The 20,143-nt window shown below is 54.5% G+C and carries 19 protein-coding genes and 3 tRNA genes; 11 read left to right on the top strand and 11 right to left on the bottom strand.

All coding sequences use genetic code 11. The annotated features are described in order from the left end of the window. Window positions 1–22: 22 nt before the first annotated feature. The 4 genes from INT84_RS13240 to orn all read right to left on the bottom strand — a co-directional run bounded on the left by INT84_RS13240 (window position 23) and on the right by orn (window position 1,151). Window positions 23–98 (bottom strand) — tRNA-Gly (locus INT84_RS13240). Window positions 99–123: 25 nt separating this feature from the next. Further along, window positions 124–199, bottom strand: a tRNA-Gly gene (locus tag INT84_RS13245). Between the two features lie 139 nt (window positions 200–338). After that, window positions 339–414, bottom strand: a tRNA-Gly gene (locus INT84_RS13250). A 191-nt stretch (window positions 415–605) separates the two neighbouring features. Further along, a complete protein-coding gene (gene orn / locus INT84_RS13255) occupies window positions 606–1,151 on the bottom strand; it encodes an oligoribonuclease (protein ID WP_176919239.1) in 546 nt (181 codons plus the stop codon). Window positions 1,152–1,280: 129 nt separating this feature from the next. Between orn and rsgA the strand changes: the two genes are divergently transcribed. From rsgA to mscM, 3 genes are all read left to right on the top strand, one after another. Further along, a complete protein-coding gene (gene rsgA / locus INT84_RS13260; protein ID WP_176919238.1) occupies window positions 1,281–2,333 on the top strand; it encodes a small ribosomal subunit biogenesis GTPase RsgA in 1,053 nt (350 codons plus the stop codon). A gap of 96 nt (window positions 2,334–2,429) precedes the next feature. Further along, window positions 2,430–3,392, top strand: a complete 963-nt coding sequence (asd, locus tag INT84_RS13265) for an archaetidylserine decarboxylase (RefSeq protein WP_194207157.1) — start codon at window positions 2,430–2,432, stop codon at window positions 3,390–3,392. A 20-nt stretch (window positions 3,393–3,412) separates the two neighbouring features. Further along, the gene (gene mscM, locus INT84_RS13270) at window positions 3,413–6,739 is read left to right on the top strand and encodes a miniconductance mechanosensitive channel MscM (RefSeq protein WP_194207158.1); all 3,327 of its coding nucleotides are present in this window, start codon (window positions 3,413–3,415) and stop codon (window positions 6,737–6,739) included. A gap of 43 nt (window positions 6,740–6,782) precedes the next feature. Here mscM and yjeM read toward each other — a convergent pair whose 3' ends face one another. Both yjeM and epmA read right to left on the bottom strand, forming a co-directional pair. Then, on the bottom strand, window positions 6,783–8,282 hold the full coding sequence (gene yjeM / locus INT84_RS13275; protein ID WP_194207159.1) for a glutamate/gamma-aminobutyrate family transporter YjeM: 1,500 nt from the start codon (window positions 8,280–8,282) through the stop codon (window positions 6,783–6,785). A gap of 163 nt (window positions 8,283–8,445) precedes the next feature. After that, on the bottom strand, window positions 8,446–9,423 hold the full coding sequence (gene epmA, locus INT84_RS13280) for an elongation factor P--(R)-beta-lysine ligase (RefSeq protein WP_194207160.1): 978 nt from the start codon (window positions 9,421–9,423) through the stop codon (window positions 8,446–8,448). A 297-nt stretch (window positions 9,424–9,720) separates the two neighbouring features. Between epmA and frdA the strand changes: the two genes are divergently transcribed. The 5 genes from frdA (at window position 9,721) to INT84_RS13305 (ending at window position 13,652) form a co-directional block, all read left to right on the top strand. Beyond that, window positions 9,721–11,511 carry a fumarate reductase (quinol) flavoprotein subunit gene (gene frdA, locus INT84_RS13285; RefSeq protein WP_194207161.1) on the top strand — a complete coding sequence of 597 codons (1,791 nt, stop codon included), beginning with the start codon at window positions 9,721–9,723 and terminating at the stop codon, window positions 11,509–11,511. Continuing rightward, entirely contained in the window at window positions 11,504–12,238 is a 735-nt protein-coding gene (locus INT84_RS13290) for a succinate dehydrogenase/fumarate reductase iron-sulfur subunit (RefSeq protein ID WP_194207162.1), read from the top strand. Before frdA ends, INT84_RS13290 begins: the two co-directional genes overlap by 8 nt. A 10-nt stretch (window positions 12,239–12,248) precedes the next feature. Then, window positions 12,249–12,644 carry a fumarate reductase subunit FrdC gene (gene frdC, locus INT84_RS13295; RefSeq protein WP_194207163.1) on the top strand — a complete coding sequence of 132 codons (396 nt, stop codon included), beginning with the start codon at window positions 12,249–12,251 and terminating at the stop codon, window positions 12,642–12,644. A 10-nt stretch (window positions 12,645–12,654) separates the two neighbouring features. Then, window positions 12,655–13,014 (top strand): fumarate reductase subunit FrdD, encoded by a 360-nt coding sequence (gene frdD / locus INT84_RS13300; RefSeq protein WP_194207164.1) that lies wholly within the window; start codon window positions 12,655–12,657, stop codon window positions 13,012–13,014. Window positions 13,015–13,121: 107 nt separating this feature from the next. Further along, the gene (locus tag INT84_RS13305) at window positions 13,122–13,652 is read left to right on the top strand and encodes a lipocalin family protein (protein WP_194207165.1); all 531 of its coding nucleotides are present in this window, start codon (window positions 13,122–13,124) and stop codon (window positions 13,650–13,652) included. On the opposite strand, the gene sugE is transcribed toward INT84_RS13305, so the two are convergent. Next, window positions 13,649–13,966 (bottom strand): quaternary ammonium compound efflux SMR transporter SugE, encoded by a 318-nt coding sequence (gene sugE, locus INT84_RS13310; protein WP_194207166.1) that lies wholly within the window; start codon window positions 13,964–13,966, stop codon window positions 13,649–13,651. The genes INT84_RS13305 and sugE overlap by 4 nt on opposite strands. Window positions 13,967–14,222: 256 nt before the next feature. On the opposite strand from sugE, the gene INT84_RS13315 reads away from it, so the two are divergent. Beyond that, window positions 14,223–14,828, top strand: coding sequence for a response regulator transcription factor (locus INT84_RS13315; RefSeq protein WP_194207167.1), 606 nt, complete (start codon window positions 14,223–14,225; stop codon window positions 14,826–14,828). A gap of 49 nt (window positions 14,829–14,877) precedes the next feature. Here INT84_RS13315 and ecnB read toward each other — a convergent pair whose 3' ends face one another. Both ecnB and efp read right to left on the bottom strand, forming a co-directional pair. After that, window positions 14,878–15,024: a lipoprotein toxin entericidin B gene (gene ecnB, locus INT84_RS13320; protein WP_049839023.1), complete on the bottom strand. Its 147-nt coding sequence runs from the start codon at window positions 15,022–15,024 to the stop codon at window positions 14,878–14,880. A gap of 222 nt (window positions 15,025–15,246) precedes the next feature. Continuing rightward, window positions 15,247–15,813, bottom strand: a complete 567-nt coding sequence (gene efp / locus INT84_RS13325) for an elongation factor P (protein WP_176919226.1) — start codon at window positions 15,811–15,813, stop codon at window positions 15,247–15,249. A 40-nt stretch (window positions 15,814–15,853) separates the two neighbouring features. Between efp and epmB the strand changes: the two genes are divergently transcribed. Next, complete coding sequence (gene epmB / locus INT84_RS13330; protein WP_194207168.1) at window positions 15,854–16,882, top strand: EF-P beta-lysylation protein EpmB; 1,029 nt, start codon at window positions 15,854–15,856, stop codon at window positions 16,880–16,882. A 187-nt stretch (window positions 16,883–17,069) separates the two neighbouring features. Beyond that, window positions 17,070–17,930 (top strand): YjeJ family protein, encoded by an 861-nt coding sequence (yjeJ, locus tag INT84_RS13335; protein WP_194207169.1) that lies wholly within the window; start codon window positions 17,070–17,072, stop codon window positions 17,928–17,930. 44 nt (window positions 17,931–17,974) lie between these two features. On the opposite strand, the gene INT84_RS13340 is transcribed toward yjeJ, so the two are convergent. Further along, window positions 17,975–18,328, bottom strand: a complete 354-nt coding sequence (locus INT84_RS13340; RefSeq protein WP_194207170.1) for a DUF4156 domain-containing protein — start codon at window positions 18,326–18,328, stop codon at window positions 17,975–17,977. Window positions 18,329–18,459: 131 nt separating this feature from the next. Then, window positions 18,460–20,106 carry a chaperonin GroEL gene (gene groL, locus INT84_RS13345; RefSeq protein WP_176919222.1) on the bottom strand — a complete coding sequence of 549 codons (1,647 nt, stop codon included), beginning with the start codon at window positions 20,104–20,106 and terminating at the stop codon, window positions 18,460–18,462. Window positions 20,107–20,143: the final 37 nt, after the last annotated feature.

Consider the following 20,143-nt stretch of genomic DNA (forward strand, 5'->3'; position numbering starts at 1 on the left):
AATTTGTTCTTAAGGTGAAATTTGGAGCGGGAAACGAGACTCGAACTCGCGACCCCGACCTTGGCAAGGTCGTGCTCTACCAACTGAGCTATTCCCGCTTGGGTGGTGTAAATCTTCAAATTTTGGAGCGGGAAACGAGACTCGAACTCGCGACCCCGACCTTGGCAAGGTCGTGCTCTACCAACTGAGCTATTCCCGCTTAATCTTCGTCTTTCAAGCTGCCACTGCGTTGGCTGCCTTCACTCACCTTAGTCACTTACTTTTGTAAGCTCCTAAGGATTCGTTCAGTTGCTGCCTTGTTGCAACTCGAGATCCTGTGATTAGGATGGTATCAAATTTGGAGCGGGAAACGAGACTCGAACTCGCGACCCCGACCTTGGCAAGGTCGTGCTCTACCAACTGAGCTATTCCCGCTCTGTGTAACGTTGCAAATTCTGCATCGGTACGGGAGGCGCATTATACGAGAAATCCTTTATGCTGCAAGCCCCCGAACTGCAATTTTTCAACTTTCCTGCCTGAGTGCTGCTTTTATCAGCAAGGCGTACAATTTAGCGTCAAATTTCGCCCTTCGCAAGCGCGTCGGGCTATACAGAGCCGTTCAATGCTTATAACTGAATAAAATGCTCGCGGTAATACGCCAGTTCGGCCACGGATTCGCGGATATCATCCATCGCCTGATGAGTACCCTGCTTGGTAAAGCCCGGCAGAATTTCCGGCTTCCAGCGACGGGCCAGTTCTTTCAGGGTGCTGACATCCAGATAGCGGTAGTGGAAATACGCCTCCAGCGCTGGCATATACTTAAACAGAAAACGGCGATCCTGACCGATGCTGTTACCGCAAATCGGCGATTTGCCTGCCGGAACCCACTGCTGTAAAAATGCAATCGTGGCAAGCTCTGCTGCGCGGTCGTCGAACTGGCTGGCTTTGACCCGTTCAACCAGCCCACTGCCGGTATGGGTGCGCACATTCCAGTCATCCATCAATGCCAGCTGTGCGTCGGACTGATGCACCGCAATCGTCGGGCCTTCCGCGAGGATGTTTAAATTCGCATCGGTCACCAGGGTGGCAATTTCAATGATGCGATCGCGCTCGGGATCCAGCCCGGTCATTTCCAGATCGATCCAAATCAGGTTGTTTTCATCTGCACTCATGCTATTTTCCACCCATAATTTTATATTCGAGACTCGTTAACGTTATGACGGATGACGGGTCGGCAATCTTAATCGATAGCATGTATCATAGAGGTTTTGCCCCTGACGGGCGACCAGGAGTCAGTACGATTGAGTAAAAATAAACTCTCCAAAGGTCAGCAGCGCCGCGTAAAAGCGAATCATCAGCGCCGACTTACCACGACTGCGGAGAAGCCTGATTATGATGACAATCTGTTTGGCGAGCCTGCGGAAGGCATCGTCATCAGCCGCTTTGGCATGCACGTAGATGTTGAATCTGCCGACGGTGAAACCCACCGCTGCAATATTCGCCGCACCATTCGCTCGCTGGTGACCGGAGACCGCGTCGTCTGGCGTCCGGGAAAAGCGGCGGCGGAAGGCGTCAACGTCAAAGGCATCGTGGAAGCGGTGCATGAGCGTACCTCGGTTCTGACGCGCCCGGACTTTTACGATGGCGTGAAACCAATTGCCGCCAACATTGACCAGATTGTTATCGTCTCGGCGATCCTGCCGGAATTATCAGTCAACATTATCGATCGCTATCTTGTCGCCTGTGAAACGCTGGAAGTTGAGCCGATCATCGTCCTCAACAAAATCGACTTGCTGGATGACGACGGCATGCGTTTTGTGAACGAACAGATGGATATCTACCGCCATATTGGCTATCGCGTGCTGATGGTCTCCAGCTATACCCAGGACGGGCTGAAACCGCTGGAAGAGGCGCTGACCGATCGTATCAGCATCTTTGCCGGGCAATCTGGCGTGGGCAAATCCAGCCTGTTGAACGCGCTGTTAGGGTTACCGGTTGAGATCCTGACTAACGACGTTTCCGACAACTCCGGCCTGGGCCAGCACACCACCACGGCGGCGCGCCTGTACCACTTCCCGCACGGCGGCGATGTAATCGACTCTCCCGGCGTGCGCGAGTTCGGCCTCTGGCATCTGGAGCCAGAACAAATCACTCAGGGTTTTGTCGAATTCCACGACTATTTAGGCCTGTGCAAATATCGCGACTGTAAACATGATACCGATCCCGGCTGCGCCATTCGCGAAGCGGTAGAGAAAGGGGAAATTGCGCAGAGCCGTTTTGACAATTATCACCGCATTCTGGAAAGCATGTCGCAGGTAAAGACGCGTAAAAACTTTTCTGAAACCGATAACTGACATTTATGCTTAGCATCGCTAAAATCGTCCCCTTTTTTCATGGACCCGCATACCCTGCGGGTACAGGAACGACAAAACAAAGGCCTGGAGGCTATCGTGTTAAACGATCTTAAACTTTCGCTGCAATACATTCTGCCGAAACTGTGGCTCACTCGCCTGGCGGGCTGGGGCGCGAGTAAACGCGCTGGCTGGCTGACCAAACTGGTTATCGATCTGTTCGTCAAATATTACAAAGTCGATATGAAAGAGGCGCAGAAGCCCGATACCGCCAGCTATCGTTCGTTTAATGATTTCTTCGTGCGCCCGCTGCGCGATGAAGTTCGTCCGCTGAATACCGATCCTAACGTGCTGGTAATGCCAGCCGATGGCGTGATCAGCCAGCTAGGTAACATCGAAAACGACAAAATCTTGCAGGCCAAAGGGCATAACTATTCGCTGGAAGCCCTTCTGGCAGGCAATTACCAATTGGCTGACCAGTTCCGTAACGGCTCGTTCGTCACCACCTATCTCTCGCCGCGCGACTATCACCGCGTTCATATGCCGTGTAACGGTATCCTGCGGGAGATGATTTACGTGCCGGGCGATCTGTTCTCCGTTAACCATCTTACCGCGCAAAACGTGCCTAACCTTTTTGCCCGAAATGAGCGCGTTATCTGCCTTTTCGATACCGAATTCGGCCCGATGGTGCAAATTCTGGTGGGCGCGACTATTGTTGGTAGCATTGAAACCGTCTGGGCTGGGACCATCACGCCGCCACGCGAAGGCATTATCAAGCGCTGGACCTGGCCGGAGGGTGAAAGCGACGGTTCCGTGGCGCTGCTGAAAGGTCAGGAGATGGGCCGCTTTAAGCTCGGTTCAACAGTGATTAACCTATTTGCGCCGGGTAAAGTTAACCTGGTTGAAACATTGCACAGTCTGTCAGTGACCAAAATCGGACAACCGCTGGCGGTCTCTACGGAAGCGCAGGTCCAGCCTGAACCTGCCCCGCTGTCGGAAGAAGAAGTCAACGCCGAGCTGGACGCCAGCCCGCTGGTTGACGACAAGCGAGACGATATTTAATTCAACGTAAAGGGTTTTCCGTGCGCCTGATTATCACTTTTCTGATGGCCTGGTGCCTCAGTATGGGGGCGTACGCGGCGACGGCCCCCGACGCTAAACAGATAACCCAGGAGCTGGAGCAGGCAAAGGCGGCGAAACCCGCCCAGCCTGAAGCCGTTGAGGCGCTCCAGTCCGCACTTAACGCGCTTGAAGAGCGGAAAGGCTCGCTTGAGCGCGCGCAGCAGTATCAACAGGTTATTGATAACTTCCCCAAACTCTCACAAACCCTGCGCGCCCAGCTTAACAGCCTGCGTGACGAACCGCGCGACGTGCCCGCCGGGATGTCCACCGACGCGCTGAATCAGGAAATTCTTCAGGTCAGTAGTCAGCTTCTGGATAAAAGCCGCGAGGCACAGCAGGAGCAGGAGCGCGCACGTGAAATCGCCGACTCCCTGAACCAGCTTCCTCAGCAGCAGACCGACGCCCGTCGCCAGTTAAACGAGGTCGAACGCCGCGCTGGCACGCAGAATGGCAACGCCGCGCTAACCCAGGCGCAAAGCCTCGCCGCGCAGGCGGAATCCGCCAGACTCAAGGCGCTGGTCGATGAACTGGAACTGGCCCAGCTTTCCGCCAATAACCGCCAGGAGCTTTCGCGTCTGCGCTCTGAGCTGGCGCAAAAACAGAGCCAGCAGTTAGATACGTACTTGCAGACGCTGCGCAACCAGGTAAATAGCCAGCGCCAGCGCGAGGCCGAAAAAGCGCTGGAAAGTACCGAACTGCTGGCGGAAAACAGCGCCAACCTGCCGCCGGATATCGTTAAGCAGTTCGCCGTCAACCGTGAGCTGTCGCAGGCGCTGAACCAGCAGGCACAGCGAATGGATTTAGTTGCCTCGCAGCAGCGTCAGGCGACTAACCAGACGCTTCAGGTGCGTCAGGCGCTGAATACCTTGCGCGAGCAGGCGCAGTGGCTGGGGATGTCCAATATGCTGGGCGATGCCCTGCGCGCCCAGGTCGCCCGTCTGCCGGAGATGCCGAAACCACAGCAGCTTGATACTGAAATGGCTCAGCTACGCGTCCACCGGATGCGCTATGAGGATCTGCTGAACAAGCAGGCCCAGCTTCGCCAGATGCACCAGGCAGACGGCCAGCCGCTGAGCGCCGAACAAAACCGGATCCTGGAGGCGCAGTTGCGCACCCAGCGTGAACTGCTCTCTTCGCTATTACAGGGCGGCGATACGCTGATTCTGGAGCTCACCAAGCTGAAAGTTACCAATAGCCAGCTTGAAGATGCGCTGAAAGAGGTCAACGAAGCCACCCACCGCTATCTGTTCTGGACCTCAGACGTCAATCCTCTAACCATCTCCTGGCCTATTGAGGTCGTGCAGGATTTGCGCCGCCTCATCTCGCTGGATACGGTCAGCCAGTTGGGCAAAGCCAGCATCATGATGTTGACCAGTAAAGAGACGCTGCTGCCGCTGTTTGGCGCGCTGGTGCTCGTCGGCTTCAGCATTTACTCACGGCGGCATTTTACCCGTTTCCTCGAACGCTCCTCTTCACGCGTTGGCAAGGTGACGCAGGATCACTTCTGGCTGACCCTGCGCACGGTATTCTGGTCGATACTGGTGGCCTCCCCGCTGCCGGTGCTGTGGGCAACGCTGGGCTATGGCTTGCGCGAGGCCTGGCCTTATCCGCTGGCGGTCGCCATCGGTAACGGTGTGACCGCCACGGTGCCGCTGCTGTGGGTGGTGATGATTTGCGCGACCTTTGCCCGTCCGACCGGTCTGTTTGTGGCGCACTTTGGCTGGCCGCGTAACCGCGTGGCGCGGGCGATGCGCTATTACCTGATGAGTATCGGGCTGATTGTGCCGCTGATTATGGCGCTGATCATGTTCGATAATCTCAACGATCGGGAGTTCTCCGCCTCGCTGGGACGGCTGTGCTTTATCCTGATCTGTGGCGCGCTGGCGATTGTCACGCTTAGCCTGAAACGCGCGGGGATTCCGCTGTACCTCGATAAAGAGGGCAACGGCGACAATATGGTCAACAGCATGCTGTGGAACCTGATGATGGGTGCGCCGCTGATCGCCATTCTGGCGGCGGCGGTGGGCTATCTCGCCACGGCGCAGGCGCTGCTGGCGCGACTGGAAACCTCGGTCGCCATCTGGTTCCTGCTGCTGGTGATTTACCATATCATCCGCCGCTGGATGCTGATCCAGCGCCGCCGACTGGCCTTCGACCGCGCCCGCCATCGCCGCGCCGAGATCCTGGCGCAGCGTGCGCGTGGTGAAGAGGAGACGCCGCACGCCACCAGCCTGGAAGGCGCGGTAGAGATCGACGAAAGCGAGCTGGATCTGGATGCCATCAGTACCCAGTCGCTGCGTCTGGTACGCTCGATTCTGATGCTGATTGCGCTGCTCTCCGTGATTGTGCTGTGGTCAGAAATCCACTCGGCGTTTGGCTTCCTGGAAAACATTACGCTGTGGGACGTCACTTCCACGCTTCAGGGCGTGGAGAGCATTGAGCCTATCACCCTCGGCGCGGTGCTGATCGCCATTCTGGTGTTTATCATCACCACCCAACTGGTGCGCAACCTGCCCGCCCTGCTGGAGCTGGCGCTGCTTCAGCATCTGGAACTTGCGCCGGGAACCGGCTATGCCATCACTACCATCACCAAATATCTGTTAATGCTGGTGGGTGGTCTGGTGGGCTTCTCAATGATCGGCATTGAGTGGTCGAAGCTGCAATGGCTGGTTGCCGCGTTAGGTCTGGGTCTCGGTTTTGGTTTACAGGAGATTTTCGCCAACTTTATTTCCGGCCTGATTATCCTGTTCGAGAAGCCGATCCGCATCGGCGATACGGTGACCATCCGCGACCTGACCGGTAGCGTGACCAAAATCAACACCCGCGCAACGACGATCAGCGACTGGGACCGCAAGGAGATCATCGTGCCAAACAAGGCGTTTATCACCGAGCAGTTTATCAACTGGTCGCTGTCGGACTCCGTGACCCGCGTGGTGCTGACCATTCCGGCTCCGTCAGACGCAAATAGCGAAGAGGTGACGCAAATCCTGCTGACCGCGGCACAGCGCTGTTCGCTGGTATTGGATACCCCACCGCCTGAGATATTCCTGGTCGATCTTCAGCAGGGTATTCAAATCTTCGAGCTGCGTATTTATGCCGCTGAAATGGGCCACCGGATGCCGCTGCGTCATGAAATCCACCAGTTGATTCTGGCGGGCTTCCGCGAGCACGGGATTGAGATGCCGTTCCCGCCGTTCCAGATGCGGCTGGAGACGCTTTCCGGTCGACAAACCGGACGCACGCTGACGTCGGCGGGTAAAGGGACGCGTCCGGCGGGGAGCGTGTAATTACAGGAGGGAGGCTTGCAAAGCCTCCCTGTAAGAGAATGAATTATCCGCGCTCCACCGCAAGCGGGGTTGTACGGCAACGGTAATTCTCATAAATCCCCATCGCCAGCAGCGAGAAGAAGATCGGCCCACCGACCATCCACAGCGCGCTGCTCCAGTCGTTAGCCTCAATGACCGGCTGAACAACAGTAAAGATATTGGCGAAGGAGACGGTTAACACCACAATAGACGTTGCCAGAAAGGTACTCATCCGGTTCTTAAAAATTACGAACGGGCGATCCAGGTCCCGGCGAGCCTTAAAGAAGGGAAAGGCCAGCGCGAGGAACAGATACGGCAGCGTCATGGAAACGTTCGCCATCAGCGTAAGCTTGTTATAAAACGCCGAGGCCGTATCGCCGCCAAAAGAGACCAGCAGGATGAACAGACTTACCAGCGCGCACTGCATCCACATCGCAACCGTCGGCATGCCATTTTGATTGAGGCGCGTCATTGATGCCGGCCACAGCGCTTTTGGCGTGCCCTGAATAATCGCTTTCAGCGGCGAATAGCTCAGCGTAAAGAATGCGCCGGTATAGGCCAGGAACATCGACAGGCCGGTAATTCTGGCAAACCAGGTGCCCATAACCAGCGCGTTTTCCGCCGATAAGTGCATCGCCTGGCCTAACGTCACGCCGAGGCTTTTCATCAGAACGTAGGTGATGTTGCCGAGGTTAGTGCTGCCGTCACTGAGCACCTGCTGCCAGTTAGTACTAACGCCCCACAGGAAGATCGCCAGCGAGTAGCCGACAGAAATGACGATGGCGGCAAAAACAATGCCTCTGGCAAAGTTCTTTTCCGGCTTTTCCGTTTTATCGACCAGCCCGCCGACGGCCTCAATGCCGCCAAACGCAAAGATGGCAAAAACAACGAAAGAGAGCATGGCCAGCCCCGACTGATAGCCGGGATTCGGCGAGGTAGCGAAATCGACCGGCTGGGCGAACTGGCCGCCGTTTAAGCAAAGGATAGCGAGGCTCGCCAGCAGGAGCACCAGATTAAGACACATCACGGCAATGCCGCCCACCGCCGTAATACGCGCTATTTTGTTAATCCCTTTCGAGGCCACCAGCGTCACCACCAGCATCCACAGTACCGCCAGCAGCCCCACGACCTGGGTGGAACTCAGGCCAGCAAAAGACCAGACCTGCGTTCTGTCCGCGCCAAAAAGAAAGGTGGAAAAAGGCACCCATACTTTGGCGGCGGTACTGACCATCCAGACAACGTAGGATGAAAACCACATAAAGGTGCCGATAAACGCATAGCGCGGTCCGACGCTGTTATTCATCCAGGAGTAAATCCCGCCCTCTTCTTTGCGATACGCCGATCCCATTTCGGCCATCATCAGCGCAAACGGGATAAAGAAAAACAGCGCGGAAAAGATATAAAACGGCGTCGCGCTATAACCCATCAGGAAAAAGGCCGACGGGCTATTAGCAAAGCCAAAAACGGACGTAAATATCATCAGGATAAGCCCGATCAGGCTCATCTTTTTTATTGTGTGAGTCATAAAACCATCCATAAGGGTGTGTAGCAGCGGCGGATGGTAGCAGAAGACCGGACGATTATTGTGACTTTATGGGGCAAACCAGAAAGATGCCCCATGTAAACGGATAATGGCAGTTTTTAGCACTGGAAATTTTTATTTCCATGCTAGATACGAGTGCGAGAGATCAGGCTCTGTCAACGCTGAAGGCCAGCACGTCGGCAAGGGTCTCCGCGCCCAGCGCCAGCATCACCAGGCGATCCACACCTAATGCCACGCCGGAGCAGTCGGGTAATCCCGCTTTTAGCGCTTCCAGCAAATTGACGTCAATCGGCTGCTGCGGCAGACCGCGCGCTGCGCGCTTACGGTTATCCTGCTCAAAACGCTGCTGCTGCTCACGTGCATCGGTCAGTTCATGGAAGCCGTTCGCCAGCTCAAGCCCTTTGAAATAGACCTCAAAACGCTCTGCCACGCGGTGATCTTCAGTGCTGATTTGCGCCAGCGACGCCTGGCTTGCAGGGAAGTGATACACGAACGCCGGACGCTCTTTCCCGATATGCGGCTCAACGCCCATTGCAAAAAGCAGTTGCAGGAGCGTGTCGCGATCCTCTTCGGTATCGGCGATATTGCTGAGATCGAGTTTCGCCGCCACCTGACGCAGCTGCGTTTTATCGGCGGAAAGCGGATCGATTTCCAGATGGCGCTGAAACGCCTGCTGATAGGAGAGCGTTTCTGCTGCCGGACACTCGAGCACCTGTTGCAGGAGGTCATCGACCTCATTCATCAGGCGGTACATATCATAGTGCGGACGATACCATTCCAGCATGGTGAACTCAGGATTATGGTGACGTCCCATCTCTTCATTACGGAAACTGCGACAAAGCTGATATACCGGCCCGCAGCCCGCGGCAAGCAGGCGCTTCATATGGTATTCCGGGCTGGTCATCAGATACAGATTCATCCCCTGAGAGTGGCCAGGACCGACGAAACGGGTTTCAAACGGGAACAGGTGAACGTCTGTTACCGTCGCCTGGCTCATGCAGGGCGTTTCCACCTCCAGTACGCCCCGGTCGGCAAAAAAACGACGGATTTCGGTCATAATTTTTGCACGTTTCAACAGGTTAGGAATGGATGCGCTCGGCTGCCAGGTTGCCGTCTCGCTCATGGTTTTGTCTCCGTTTTTTGCTAAGGGCACGAAGTCTACTCGTTCCTCCCCCCGGAGACAAATTTTGTACAGCGCATCGCCCGGCCAACAACACGAATAATTCATAGAGAGAACTAAAGCGATAAATTCATCAGGAATAGTGATAAATCATCATAAAGAACCGCAAAAAAATCGAACGCGTCAAATTTCCCCTCTTTCGCCACGGGTATACTGCTTTACCTATAAAGGAGCAGTGGATACGTTTTTGCTGCCGCCCGTCGGGCGCGCGGCGAAATAACAATAATCTGGAGGAACGTCGTGCATACTTTTCAAGCCGATATTGCCATTGTAGGCGCGGGCGGTGCGGGATTACGTGCTGCTATCGCCGCAGCACAGGCCAGGCCTGACGCTAAAATCGCACTGATCTCAAAAGTCTATCCCATGCGTAGCCACACCGTTGCCGCCGAAGGGGGGTCGGCTGCGGTCACACAGGATCATGACAGCTTTGAGTACCATTTCCACGACACCGTGGCCGGTGGCGACTGGCTGTGCGAGCAGGATGTGGTGGACTACTTCGTGCATCATTGCCCGACGGAAATGACCCAGCTTGAGCAGTGGGGCTGCCCGTGGAGTCGTCGGCCTGACGGTAGCGTCAACGTCCGACGCTTTGGCGGCATGAAAATTGAGCGTACCTGGTTTGCCGCCGATAAAACCGGCTTCCATATGCTGCATACCCTCTTCCAGACCTCCCTGCAATTCCCCCAAATCCAGCGTTTTGATGAGCATTTCGTCCTCGACATTCTGGTCGACGACGGACAGGCACGCGGCCTGGTGGCGATGAACATGATGGAAGGCTCACTGGTACAAATTCGTGCCAACGCCGTGGTGATGGCGACCGGCGGCGCGGGCCGCGTCTACCGCTACAACACCAACGGCGGGATCGTGACCGGTGACGGCATGGGCATGGCGCTGGCGCACGGCGTCCCGCTGCGGGATATGGAATTCGTCCAGTATCACCCGACCGGCCTGCCGGGTTCCGGGATCTTAATGACCGAAGGTTGCCGTGGCGAAGGGGGTATTCTGGTCAATAAAGACGGCTATCGCTATCTTCAGGATTACGGCATGGGGCCGGAAACCCCGCTCGGCGAGCCGAAAAACAAATATATGGAGCTGGGCCCGCGCGACAAAGTCTCCCAGGCGTTCTGGCACGAATGGCGTAAAGGTAACACTATCGCGACGCCGCGCGGCGACGTGGTCTATCTCGACCTGCGCCACCTCGGCGAGAAGAAAATTCTCGAACGTCTGCCGTTTATCTGCGAACTGGCAAAAGCCTATGTTGGCGTCGATCCGGTGAAAGACCCGATCCCGGTACGCCCTACCGCGCATTACACCATGGGTGGCATCGAAACCGATCAGCACTGTGAAACCCGCATTCAGGGCCTGTTTGCCGTCGGTGAATGTTCTTCTGTCGGTCTGCACGGCGCTAACCGCCTCGGCTCCAACTCGCTGGCGGAGCTGGTGGTGTTTGGCAAACTGGCGGGCGAGCAGGCGATGGCGCGTGCGGCGTCAGTCGGTGCGGCCCGTGATGGTGCGCTTGATGCGCAGGCCGCCGATGTTGAGCAGCGTCTGAAAAATCTGGTTAATCAGCAAGGTACGGAAAACTGGGCGAAAATTCGCGATGAGATGGGAATGTCGATGGAGGAAGGCTGCGGCATCTATCGCACGCCGGAGCTGATGCAGAAAACCGTCGACAAGCTGGCGGAACTTCAGGAGCGCTTTAAACGGGTGCGCATTACAGATACCTCCAGCGTGTTCAATACCGACCTGCTCTACACCATTGAGCTGGGGCACGGCCTGAACGTGGCGGAATGTATGGCGCACTCGGCCATTGCCCGTAAAGAGTCGCGCGGGGCGCATCAGCGTTTGGATGAAGGCTGTACCGAGCGTGATGACGTGAATTTCCTCAAGCATACCCTCGCCTTCCGCGACGCGGACGGCACCACTCGCCTGGACTATAGCGATGTGAAGATCACCACTCTGCCGCCGGCAAAACGGGTTTACGGTGCAGAAGCGGAAGCCGCCGAGAAGAAGGAGACCACGCATGGCTGAGATGCAAACAATGAAAGTTGAGGTGGTGCGCTATAACCCGGAAACGGATACTGCGCCCCACAGTGCTTTCTACGACGTGCCTTATGATGAGCAGACCTCATTGCTGGATGCATTGGGCTATATCAAAGATAACCTTGCGCCCGACCTGAGCTACCGCTGGTCCTGCCGAATGGCGATCTGCGGCTCCTGCGGCATGATGGTCAACAAGGTGCCGAAGCTGGCCTGTAAGACCTTTATGCGCGATTACACCCACGGCCTGAAAGTGGAAGCGCTGGGCAACTTCCCCATCGAGCGCGATCTGGTGGTCGATATGACGCACTTTATCGAAAGCCTGGAGGCTATCAAGCCCTATATTATCGGCAACCCCCGCACGCCGGATCAGGGTCCCAACAAACAGACCCCGGCGCAGATGGCGAAGTATCACCAGTTCTCCGGCTGCATCAACTGTGGCCTGTGCTACGCCGCCTGTCCGCAGTTCGGGCTAAATCCGGAGTTCATCGGCCCGGCAGCGATTACCCTCGCGCATCGCTATAACGCAGACAGTCGCGATCACGGTAAAAAAGAGCGTATGGCGCAGCTTAACGGCCAGAACGGCGTCTGGACCTGTACGTTTGTGGGCTATTGTTCGGAAGTCTGCCCGAAACATGTCGATCCGGCTGCCGCCATTCAGCAGGGTAAAGTTGAAAGCTCGAAAGACTTTCTTATCGCCACCCTGAAACCACGCTAAGGAGTGCACTATGACGACTAAACGCAAAGCCTACGTGCGGCCAATGCCGACGAACTGGTGGAAAAGCCTGCCGTTTTATCGCTTCTATATGCTGCGTGAAGGAACGGCGATCATGGCGGTCTGGTTCAGCATTGAGCTGATCTACGGGCTGTTTGCACTGAAGCACGGGCCGGAACACTGGGCCGGGTTTGTGGGGTTTCTGCAAAATCCAGTCATCATCATTCTTAACGTTATTGCACTTGCAGCAGCCTTGCTTCATACCAAAACCTGGTTTGAGCTGGCACCGAAAGCCACCAATATCATTGTGAAAGATGAAAAATTAGGGCCAGCGCCGGTGATCGCCGGACTGTGGGTGGTGACGATGATTGTCACTGTCGTTATTTTAGCCGTTGCCCTGTTCTGGTAAGGAGACTCCGATGATTAATTCCAATCCAAAACGTTCTGACGAACCGGTATTCTGGGGACTCTTTGGCGCGGGCGGTATGTGGTGTGCCATCGTCGCGCCCGTCATCATACTGTTGGTTGGCTTTCTGCTCCCGCTGGGCCTTTATCCTGACGATGCTCTCGGCTACGACCGGGTGCTGGCTTTTGCCCACAGCCTGATCGGACGGGCGTTTATCTTTCTGATGATCGCTCTGCCGCTGTGGTGTGGCCTGCATCGTATTCACCATATGATGCACGACCTGAAAATCCATGTTCCTAACGGCAAGTGGGTCTTTTATGGTCTGGCCGCTATCCTGACCATCGTGACGCTGGTTGGCGTCATTTTTATGTGATCCGTATGCCCTCTCATTAAAAATGAGAGGGCAATTTTTATTTTCCCGCACAGCAATTTTTCCCGCCTGGTTCTACACTTAGCTTAAAAACCTGCAAGGAAAATACCATGCGTTTGCTGCCTGTTGTCGCCACTGCTACCGCTGCGTTTTTGCTGGTTGCCTGTAGTTCCCCAACGCCTCCTGCGGGCGTCACCGTCATTACTAATTTCAACACCCAGCGCTATCTTGGCACCTGGTATGAAATCGCCCGTTTCGATCACCGTTTTGAACGCGGATTAGAGCGGGTTACGGCGACGTACAGCCTGCGCGACGACGGCGGTCTGCGGGTCATTAACCGCGGTTATAATCCGGATCGGGGGATGTGGCAGCAATCGGTAGGGAAAGCCTATTTTACGGGCGATCCGAGCCGGGCCGCGCTGAAGGTCTCGTTCTTCGGCCCGTTCTACGGCGGCTACAATATTATCGCGCTGGATAAAGAGTACAAACACGCGCTGGTATGCGGGCCGGATCGCGATTATCTGTGGATCCTCTCCAGGACACCGACCATCTCTAAAGAAATGAAACAGCAGATGCTGGACACCGCGACCCGGCAGGGTTTTGCGGTTGAGAAGCTAATCTGGGTCGATCAGCCCCATTAAGGCGTGCTGAGTTTCAGACCAATAATCCCGGCGACAATCAGCGCAAGGCTTAAGATACGCGCCGGGTTTGCTGACTCACCAAACAGTACGATACCGGTGATGGCCGCGCCGACGGCGCCGATCCCCGTCCACACCGCATAAGCGGTACCGACCGGAAGCGTTTTCATGGCCCATGCCAGAAGCGCAAAACTGAAAAACATGGCAACAAGGGTAATTACGCTCGGCATAAGGCGGCTGAAACCATGGGTATATTTCAGCCCAATCGCCCAAACCACTTCAAGAAGACCAGCAATAACAAGAATTAACCAGGACATATTGGCTCCAGTTCGGGGCCGTCCCCATTGTTGAAAGCGCTGACGGGTCGTCCCGCCAGGCTGTTTGAAGAGGTTATTTTACCTGCCCGGAATAAAAACTCAATAATTTAACTTAAGTGTTATTCGGCGCGTTATTGTCAGAAATACGTCTATTTCGCAGCGTAAATCCCACCTTTATCTTTTTTACTCTTTATTATGATGACGTCATTGCCGTTGCGATACTCAGGTGTCGTGCTCTTTTAATTATGAAACCCCTATGTATAAAATTCTGATCATTGACCGCTGCCAGTTTAGCCGCCACGGGCTTGAGAAATGGCTGACCCAGGGACATACGTTTACCTCGCCAGTTATGGTGACCAGTCTGAATAGTCTTCTTTTAGCAAGAGAGCATATCGAACACTGGCAGCCCAGTGTTGTTATCGCAGATTTAAGCGGTTTTCAGGACGATCCTTCGCAGACCCAGTTGATTACCTCAATCTTCGCCGCCTGCGGAGAGCGTAGTCAGGTGATCTTGCTCCAGTACCGGCCCACACGGAATTATACCCATCACGCGGCAGTGCTGGTAACGCTGTCGAAGAAAACCCAGTTGCAGCACATTACCAATATGATTGGGTCGGCATTAAGCTCGCGGCCGTGGCTGAACTACACCCATACCATCAGTCCGTTATTAACGCGTCAGGAAGAGAAGGTGTTGTCGCTATGGCTGGAAGGCGTCAGCAATCCGCTTATTGCCGGAATGCTCAGTATTAGTGGGAAAACGGTATATACCTATAAACGGAATATTCGTCTTAAGCTGCGGATGGATAATCGATTTTCACCTTTCTTATCGCCTGGCGAAAGAATAATTGAAAGCACGTCATAACGGTACGACTAAAAAGCCGTACCGTATGGCGTTTTATCGCTGAATAACCTTACTGCTGAGCTTTGGTTGCTGCGCCAGAGATTGCGCTGCCACCGTCAGAAATATCTTCGCCTACCCCACGGGTGGTGTTACAGGCGGTTAATACTGAAGAAAGCACCAGCACTGAAAAGATCGCAGCAATTGTTTTCTTAAACATAGTTTCTTCCTTTATTCACCAGTGTTATTTGTGTATAGCAACTTAAGCATAGACAAAATCCTGAGAAATGGCGGCCAGAAAGAAATTTTTAAGAGTCTTTGAAGAAGCGAAGCGACAGACAGGCAAAAGAGGCGGGTAAACAAGCTGACGCAGCATGATGCCGCGCCAGAACTATGCCTGCTTACGTCAAAAATCCTCCGACGCCCGCAGGCACAACGCGCATTATTTTACGCGGGAGACGTATTCACCAGAGCGGGTATCCACTTTGATCACTTCGCCCGTCTGGACGAACAGCGGCACTTTCACCACGGCACCGGTAGACAGTTTAGCGGGTTTACCGCCAGTACCGGCGGTGTCGCCTTTCAGACCCGGATCGGTTTCAACGATTTCCAGTTCAACGAAATTCGGCGGGGTTACAGAGATCGGCTGGCCGTTCCACAGGGTCACGATGCATTCAGCCTGGTCCAGCAGCCATTTTTCGCTGTCGCCAATAGCTTTTGCGTCAGCAGAAAGCTGTTCGAAGGTTTCGTTATTCATGAAGTGCCAGAACTCACCGTCGTTGTACAGGTAAGTCAGGTTCATATCGATAACGTCAGCGCCTTCAGCAGAATCGGTAGACTTGAAAGTTTTCTCTACGCGGGTACCGGTCAGCAGACGACGCATCTTAACGCGTGCGAACGCCTGACCTTTACCTGGTTTAACGAATTCGCTGGCTTCGACCGCATAAGGTTCGCCGTCCAACATGATTTTAAGACCAGCACGAAAATCGTTGCTATAGTAAGTCGCCATAAGGCCCTCTGAAATTGTTAAATGGTAGCTAAGCCACAAAATGGCGCATATTGTAACCCTAAATACCCCGTCCCGAGAAGATTGGTTAACGCAACTTGCCGATGTTATTACCAATCCCGATGAACTTCTGCGTCTTCTGAATATAGACGCTGATGATGCCCTGCTCGCAGGAATCGAGGCGAAACGCCTGTTTGCCCTGCGCGTGCCCCGCGCGTTTGCGGCGCGTATGCAGAAAGGCGCCCCGCACGATCCGTTGCTGCGTCAAGTACTTACCTCGCAGGACGAGTTTATCGTCACGCCTGGTTTTAGCGCCGATCCGCTGGATGAGCAGCATAGCGTCGTGCCCGGATTGCTGCACAAGTACCAGAATCGCGCGCTGCTGCTGGTAAAAGGTGGCTGTGCGGTTAATTGTCGCTACTGCTTCCGTCGCCACTTCCCTTATGCCGATAATCAGGGGAACAAGCGCAACTGGCAAACCGCGCTGGACTACATTGCCGCGCATCCTGAGCTGGACGAGATTATTTTCTCCGGCGGCGATCCGCTGATGGCGAAAGATCACGAGCTGGACTGGCTGCTTGCTGCCCTCGAGGCCATCCCGCACATTAAACGTCTGCGCATCCACAGCCGTTTGCCCATTGTGATCCCTGCTCGCATCACCGATACCCTGGCAGCACGTTTTGCCCGTTCATCGTTGCAAATCCTGCTGGTTAACCATATTAATCATGCTAACGAGATTGACGCGGATTTTCACACGGCAATGGCGACGCTGCGTCAGGCAGGCGTCACGCTGCTGAATCAGAGCGTCCTGCTGCGCGATGTCAACGACAATGCGAAGACCCTCGCCGCGTTAAGCAATGCGCTGTTTGATGCTGGCGTGATGCCCTACTATCTTCACGTGCTGGATAAAGTTCAGGGCGCGGCGCATTTTCTGGTAAGCGACGAGGAAGCACGAACGATCATGCGTGAGCTGCTGACGCTGGTTTCCGGTTATATGGTACCGAAACTGGCGCGTGAAATTGGCGGCGAGCCCAGCAAAACGCCAATTGATTTACATTTGCGACAGAAATAAATCTTCTTTATTTAATTATATAACCAATGTATTCAGGCTGACTATCGGGTCAGTCTGAGCACAATTGGTCATTGTATTCTTGTCTCAGTGCTTTAAAATAACACCCCATAATACTGACCTTAAATATATAATTTAATTATTAATAACTTTTAACTATTTTCTATATAAATGGTTAGGGAGAACCGCAATGGCGATAAATATTAAAGGAATGAATACCGGAGTTATCCGTCAGGGTGATACCTTTGTGGCGCTGGCGTTTAAAATTAAACAGCCAAGAAATAAAGAAACCACGCTCTTTCTTCCCGCTCTGGTGCTCAGAGATCTGCTTATCGCGCTGGAACATCGCCTCTGGCAGCACAGCCAGATGCCAGAAGAACAGCGGCTGACAATGGCTAAAGCCCGTGATGCCGTTATCAAAAAGATGCATGCCAGTATTCCGACGCTCACCGTAGAGGAGCTGCGCGATGCTGATGTTTCGCAGCGCGTGGACAACCTGGAGCTTTGCGACAATAAAGGCGAAAATTTACTTTTCAAATTGAGCCTGCACGGCGGCGATATACTGGACGTCGAAATTAACGAGCTGCAAATTACCTTAATCGTGCAGGCAATTATTCATGCAATAAATAATGCAAAAATGCGCGAGCTGTCGCTGCGTCTGTCCTCTCTGCTCGACTTCCTGCCGTTATATGATGTCGACTGCCTGGAGAATGGGAGTCTGGAATATGACACCTATCAGCAGCCTGAATGGAAATTACAGCTTTTCAATCACTACCTGGCAATGATTTATCAGTATACCGATGAAGAAGGTAAACAACAGCAGTGCGGCACGGTAGTCAAAACGCGCAGTAAATCAGAAACTAAACAGGCCGAAGCCATCTCACGTCGCCTGTTGGCTTACAGCCGCCGTCTGAGCAAGCTGAAAGACAAACCCTGCCAGGTATTCGTCAGAACCATCACGACGAATAACGCGCATCCGCTCTCACAAGAGCAGTGTATGCGCGCGCTGTATCAGCTACGCATGAGCATTAAGCAGAAAGTCTCCGCCTGATACCGTAACATGCCCCCACTCGTGGGGGCATAGCATAACGGCAATCAGTGCGGGCACTTATAGACCTGGCCCTGCATTTCGCTGGCGGTCGGTACAAAGCTCGACAACATTCCCTGCGTTGGGCTGCTCACCCCATAAATCACGTTGCCGCCCATCTGTGCCGCTTCATTACGCAGTGCGTTTGCCGCGCCGCGCATTGAACCGCCCTCTTCGCCGTGCTGACCAGACAGCCAGTTACTTTGTTTGCCCGTCGCGGTACCAACCAGCTGGCACTCCGCACCCGGCTTATCTTCAACAAAGCGAACGTTCTGCCCACCGGCGGTCAGATCGTTGCTGGCGCTACAACCTGCCAGCAGTAACGCTACACCCACGATCCCTGCTGAGACTTTTACGCGCATGTTATTCCTCGTTATCAATTAGCGGGACAAACCTGTCCGTGTGTAAATGTTATACTAAAAAGATGACCAAAAGAAAAACCCCCGGACATTTCTGGCCGGGGGTTTATTCATTTCTGCGAGGTGCAGGGCAATTACATCATGCCGCCCATACCACCCATGCCGCCCATACCACCAGCAGCACCTAAGTCAGGCGCATCGCTTTTCGGCAGGTCGGTTACCATGCACTCGGTGGTGATCATCAGACCGGCCACAGATGCCGCGTATTGCAGAGCAGAACGGGTCACTTTGGTCGGATCCAGGATACCCATGTCGATCATGTTGCCGTATTCTTCGGTCGCCGCGTTGTAACCGTAGTTACCGTCGCCCGCTTTCACGGTGTTAGCGACCACTGACGGCTCTTCACCGCAGTTCAGTACGATCTGACGCAGCGGGGATTCCATCGCGCGCAGCGCAACTTTAATACCCACGTTCTGATCTTCGTTCTGACCACGCAGTTCGCCCAGTTTGGAGGCTACGCGGATCAGCGCAACACCACCACCAGCAACCACGCCTTCTTCTACCGCAGCACGGGTCGCGTGCAGGGCATCTTCAACGCGGGCTTTCTTCTCTTTCATTTCAACTTCGGTCGCAGCACCGACTTTGATCACGGCCACGCCGCCTGCCAGTTTCGCTACGCGCTCCTGCAATTTTTCACGGTCGTAGTCGGAAGTCGCTTCTTCGATCTGCTGGCGGATCTGAGTCACACGACCCTGGATTGCCGCTTCTTCACCCACGCCATCGATGATGGTGGTGGTGTCTTTGTTGATGACAACGCGTTTCGCCTGGCCCAGGTCTTCCAGGGTGGCTTTTTCCAGCTCCATACCGATCTCTTCAGAGATAACGGTACCGCCGGTCAGGGTTGCAATATCCTGCAACATCGCTTTACGGCGGTCGCCGAAGCCCGGTGCTTTAACCGCAGCCACTTTCACGATGCCGCGCATGGTGTTAACCACCAGGGTCGCCAGCGCTTCGCCTTCAACGTCTTCAGCGATGATCAGCAGCGGTTTGCCTGCTTTGGCCACGGCTTCCAGAACCGGCAGCATTTCGCGGATGTTGGAGATTTTTTTATCAGCCAGCAGGATGAACGGGCTTTCCAGTTCTACTGCGCCAGTTTCCGGCTTGTTGATGAAGTAAGGAGACAGGTAGCCACGGTCAAACTGCATACCTTCAACCACGTCCAGTTCGTCCTGCAGACCGGTACCGTCTTCAACGGTGATCACGCCTTCTTTACCGACTTTGTCCATCGCTTCCGCGATCAGCTTACCAACGGTTTCGTCGGAGTTAGCGGAGATAGTACCTACCTGCGCGATAGCTCGGGAGTCAGAGCACGGTACAGACAGCGCTTTCAGTTCTTCAACCGCAGCAGTGACCGCTTTATCGATACCACGTTTCAGATCCATCGGGTTCATACCCGCAGCCACGGCTTTCAGACCTTCAGTGATGATGGACTGCGCCAGTACGGTCGCGGTGGTAGTACCGTCGCCCGCAGCGTCGTTCGCTTTAGAGGCAACTTCTTTCACCATCTGCGCGCCCATGTTTTCGAACTTGTCTTCCAGCTCGATTTCACGTGCTACGGACACGCCATCTTTGGTGATGGTCGGTGCACCGAAAGATTTATCCAGAACTACGTTACGGCCTTTCGGACCGAGGGTAACTTTCACTGCATCTGCCAGTACGTTTACGCCGCGCAGCATTTTCACACGAGCGTCGTTACCGAATTTTACGTCTTTAGCTGCCATTTTTTCTTTCCCTTAAATTCGTATGTTCAGTGTCGTT

The organism is Superficieibacter sp. 1612_C1 (assembly GCF_015234305.1).
GTDB lineage: Bacteria > Pseudomonadota > Gammaproteobacteria > Enterobacterales > Enterobacteriaceae > Superficieibacter.

Bases quoted from the DNA above. Each gene is read 5' to 3' on its own strand.
- yjeJ (WP_194207169.1), top strand. From the start codon at position 17,070: ATGGCGATAAATATTAAAGGAATGAATACCGGAGTTATCCGTCAGGGT.
- ecnB (WP_049839023.1), bottom strand. From the start codon at position 15,024: ATGTTTAAGAAAACAATTGCTGCGATCTTTTCAGTGCTGGTGCTTTCT.
- sugE (WP_194207166.1), bottom strand. From the start codon at position 13,966: ATGTCCTGGTTAATTCTTGTTATTGCTGGTCTTCTTGAAGTGGTTTGG.
- orn (WP_176919239.1), bottom strand. From the start codon at position 1,151: ATGAGTGCAGATGAAAACAACCTGATTTGGATCGATCTGGAAATGACC.
- epmB (WP_194207168.1), top strand. From the start codon at position 15,854: ATGGCGCATATTGTAACCCTAAATACCCCGTCCCGAGAAGATTGGTTA.
- frdC (WP_194207163.1), top strand. From the start codon at position 12,249: ATGACGACTAAACGCAAAGCCTACGTGCGGCCAATGCCGACGAACTGG.
- frdD (WP_194207164.1), top strand. From the start codon at position 12,655: ATGATTAATTCCAATCCAAAACGTTCTGACGAACCGGTATTCTGGGGA.
- efp (WP_176919226.1), bottom strand. From the start codon at position 15,813: ATGGCGACTTACTATAGCAACGATTTTCGTGCTGGTCTTAAAATCATG.
- groL (WP_176919222.1), bottom strand. From the start codon at position 20,106: ATGGCAGCTAAAGACGTAAAATTCGGTAACGACGCTCGTGTGAAAATG.
- yjeM (WP_194207159.1), bottom strand. From the start codon at position 8,282: ATGACTCACACAATAAAAAAGATGAGCCTGATCGGGCTTATCCTGATG.
- INT84_RS13290 (WP_194207162.1), top strand. From the start codon at position 11,504: ATGGCTGAGATGCAAACAATGAAAGTTGAGGTGGTGCGCTATAACCCG.
- INT84_RS13305 (WP_194207165.1), top strand. From the start codon at position 13,122: ATGCGTTTGCTGCCTGTTGTCGCCACTGCTACCGCTGCGTTTTTGCTG.
- epmA (WP_194207160.1), bottom strand. From the start codon at position 9,423: ATGAGCGAGACGGCAACCTGGCAGCCGAGCGCATCCATTCCTAACCTG.
- INT84_RS13340 (WP_194207170.1), bottom strand. From the start codon at position 18,328: ATGCGCGTAAAAGTCTCAGCAGGGATCGTGGGTGTAGCGTTACTGCTG.
- INT84_RS13315 (WP_194207167.1), top strand. From the start codon at position 14,223: ATGTATAAAATTCTGATCATTGACCGCTGCCAGTTTAGCCGCCACGGG.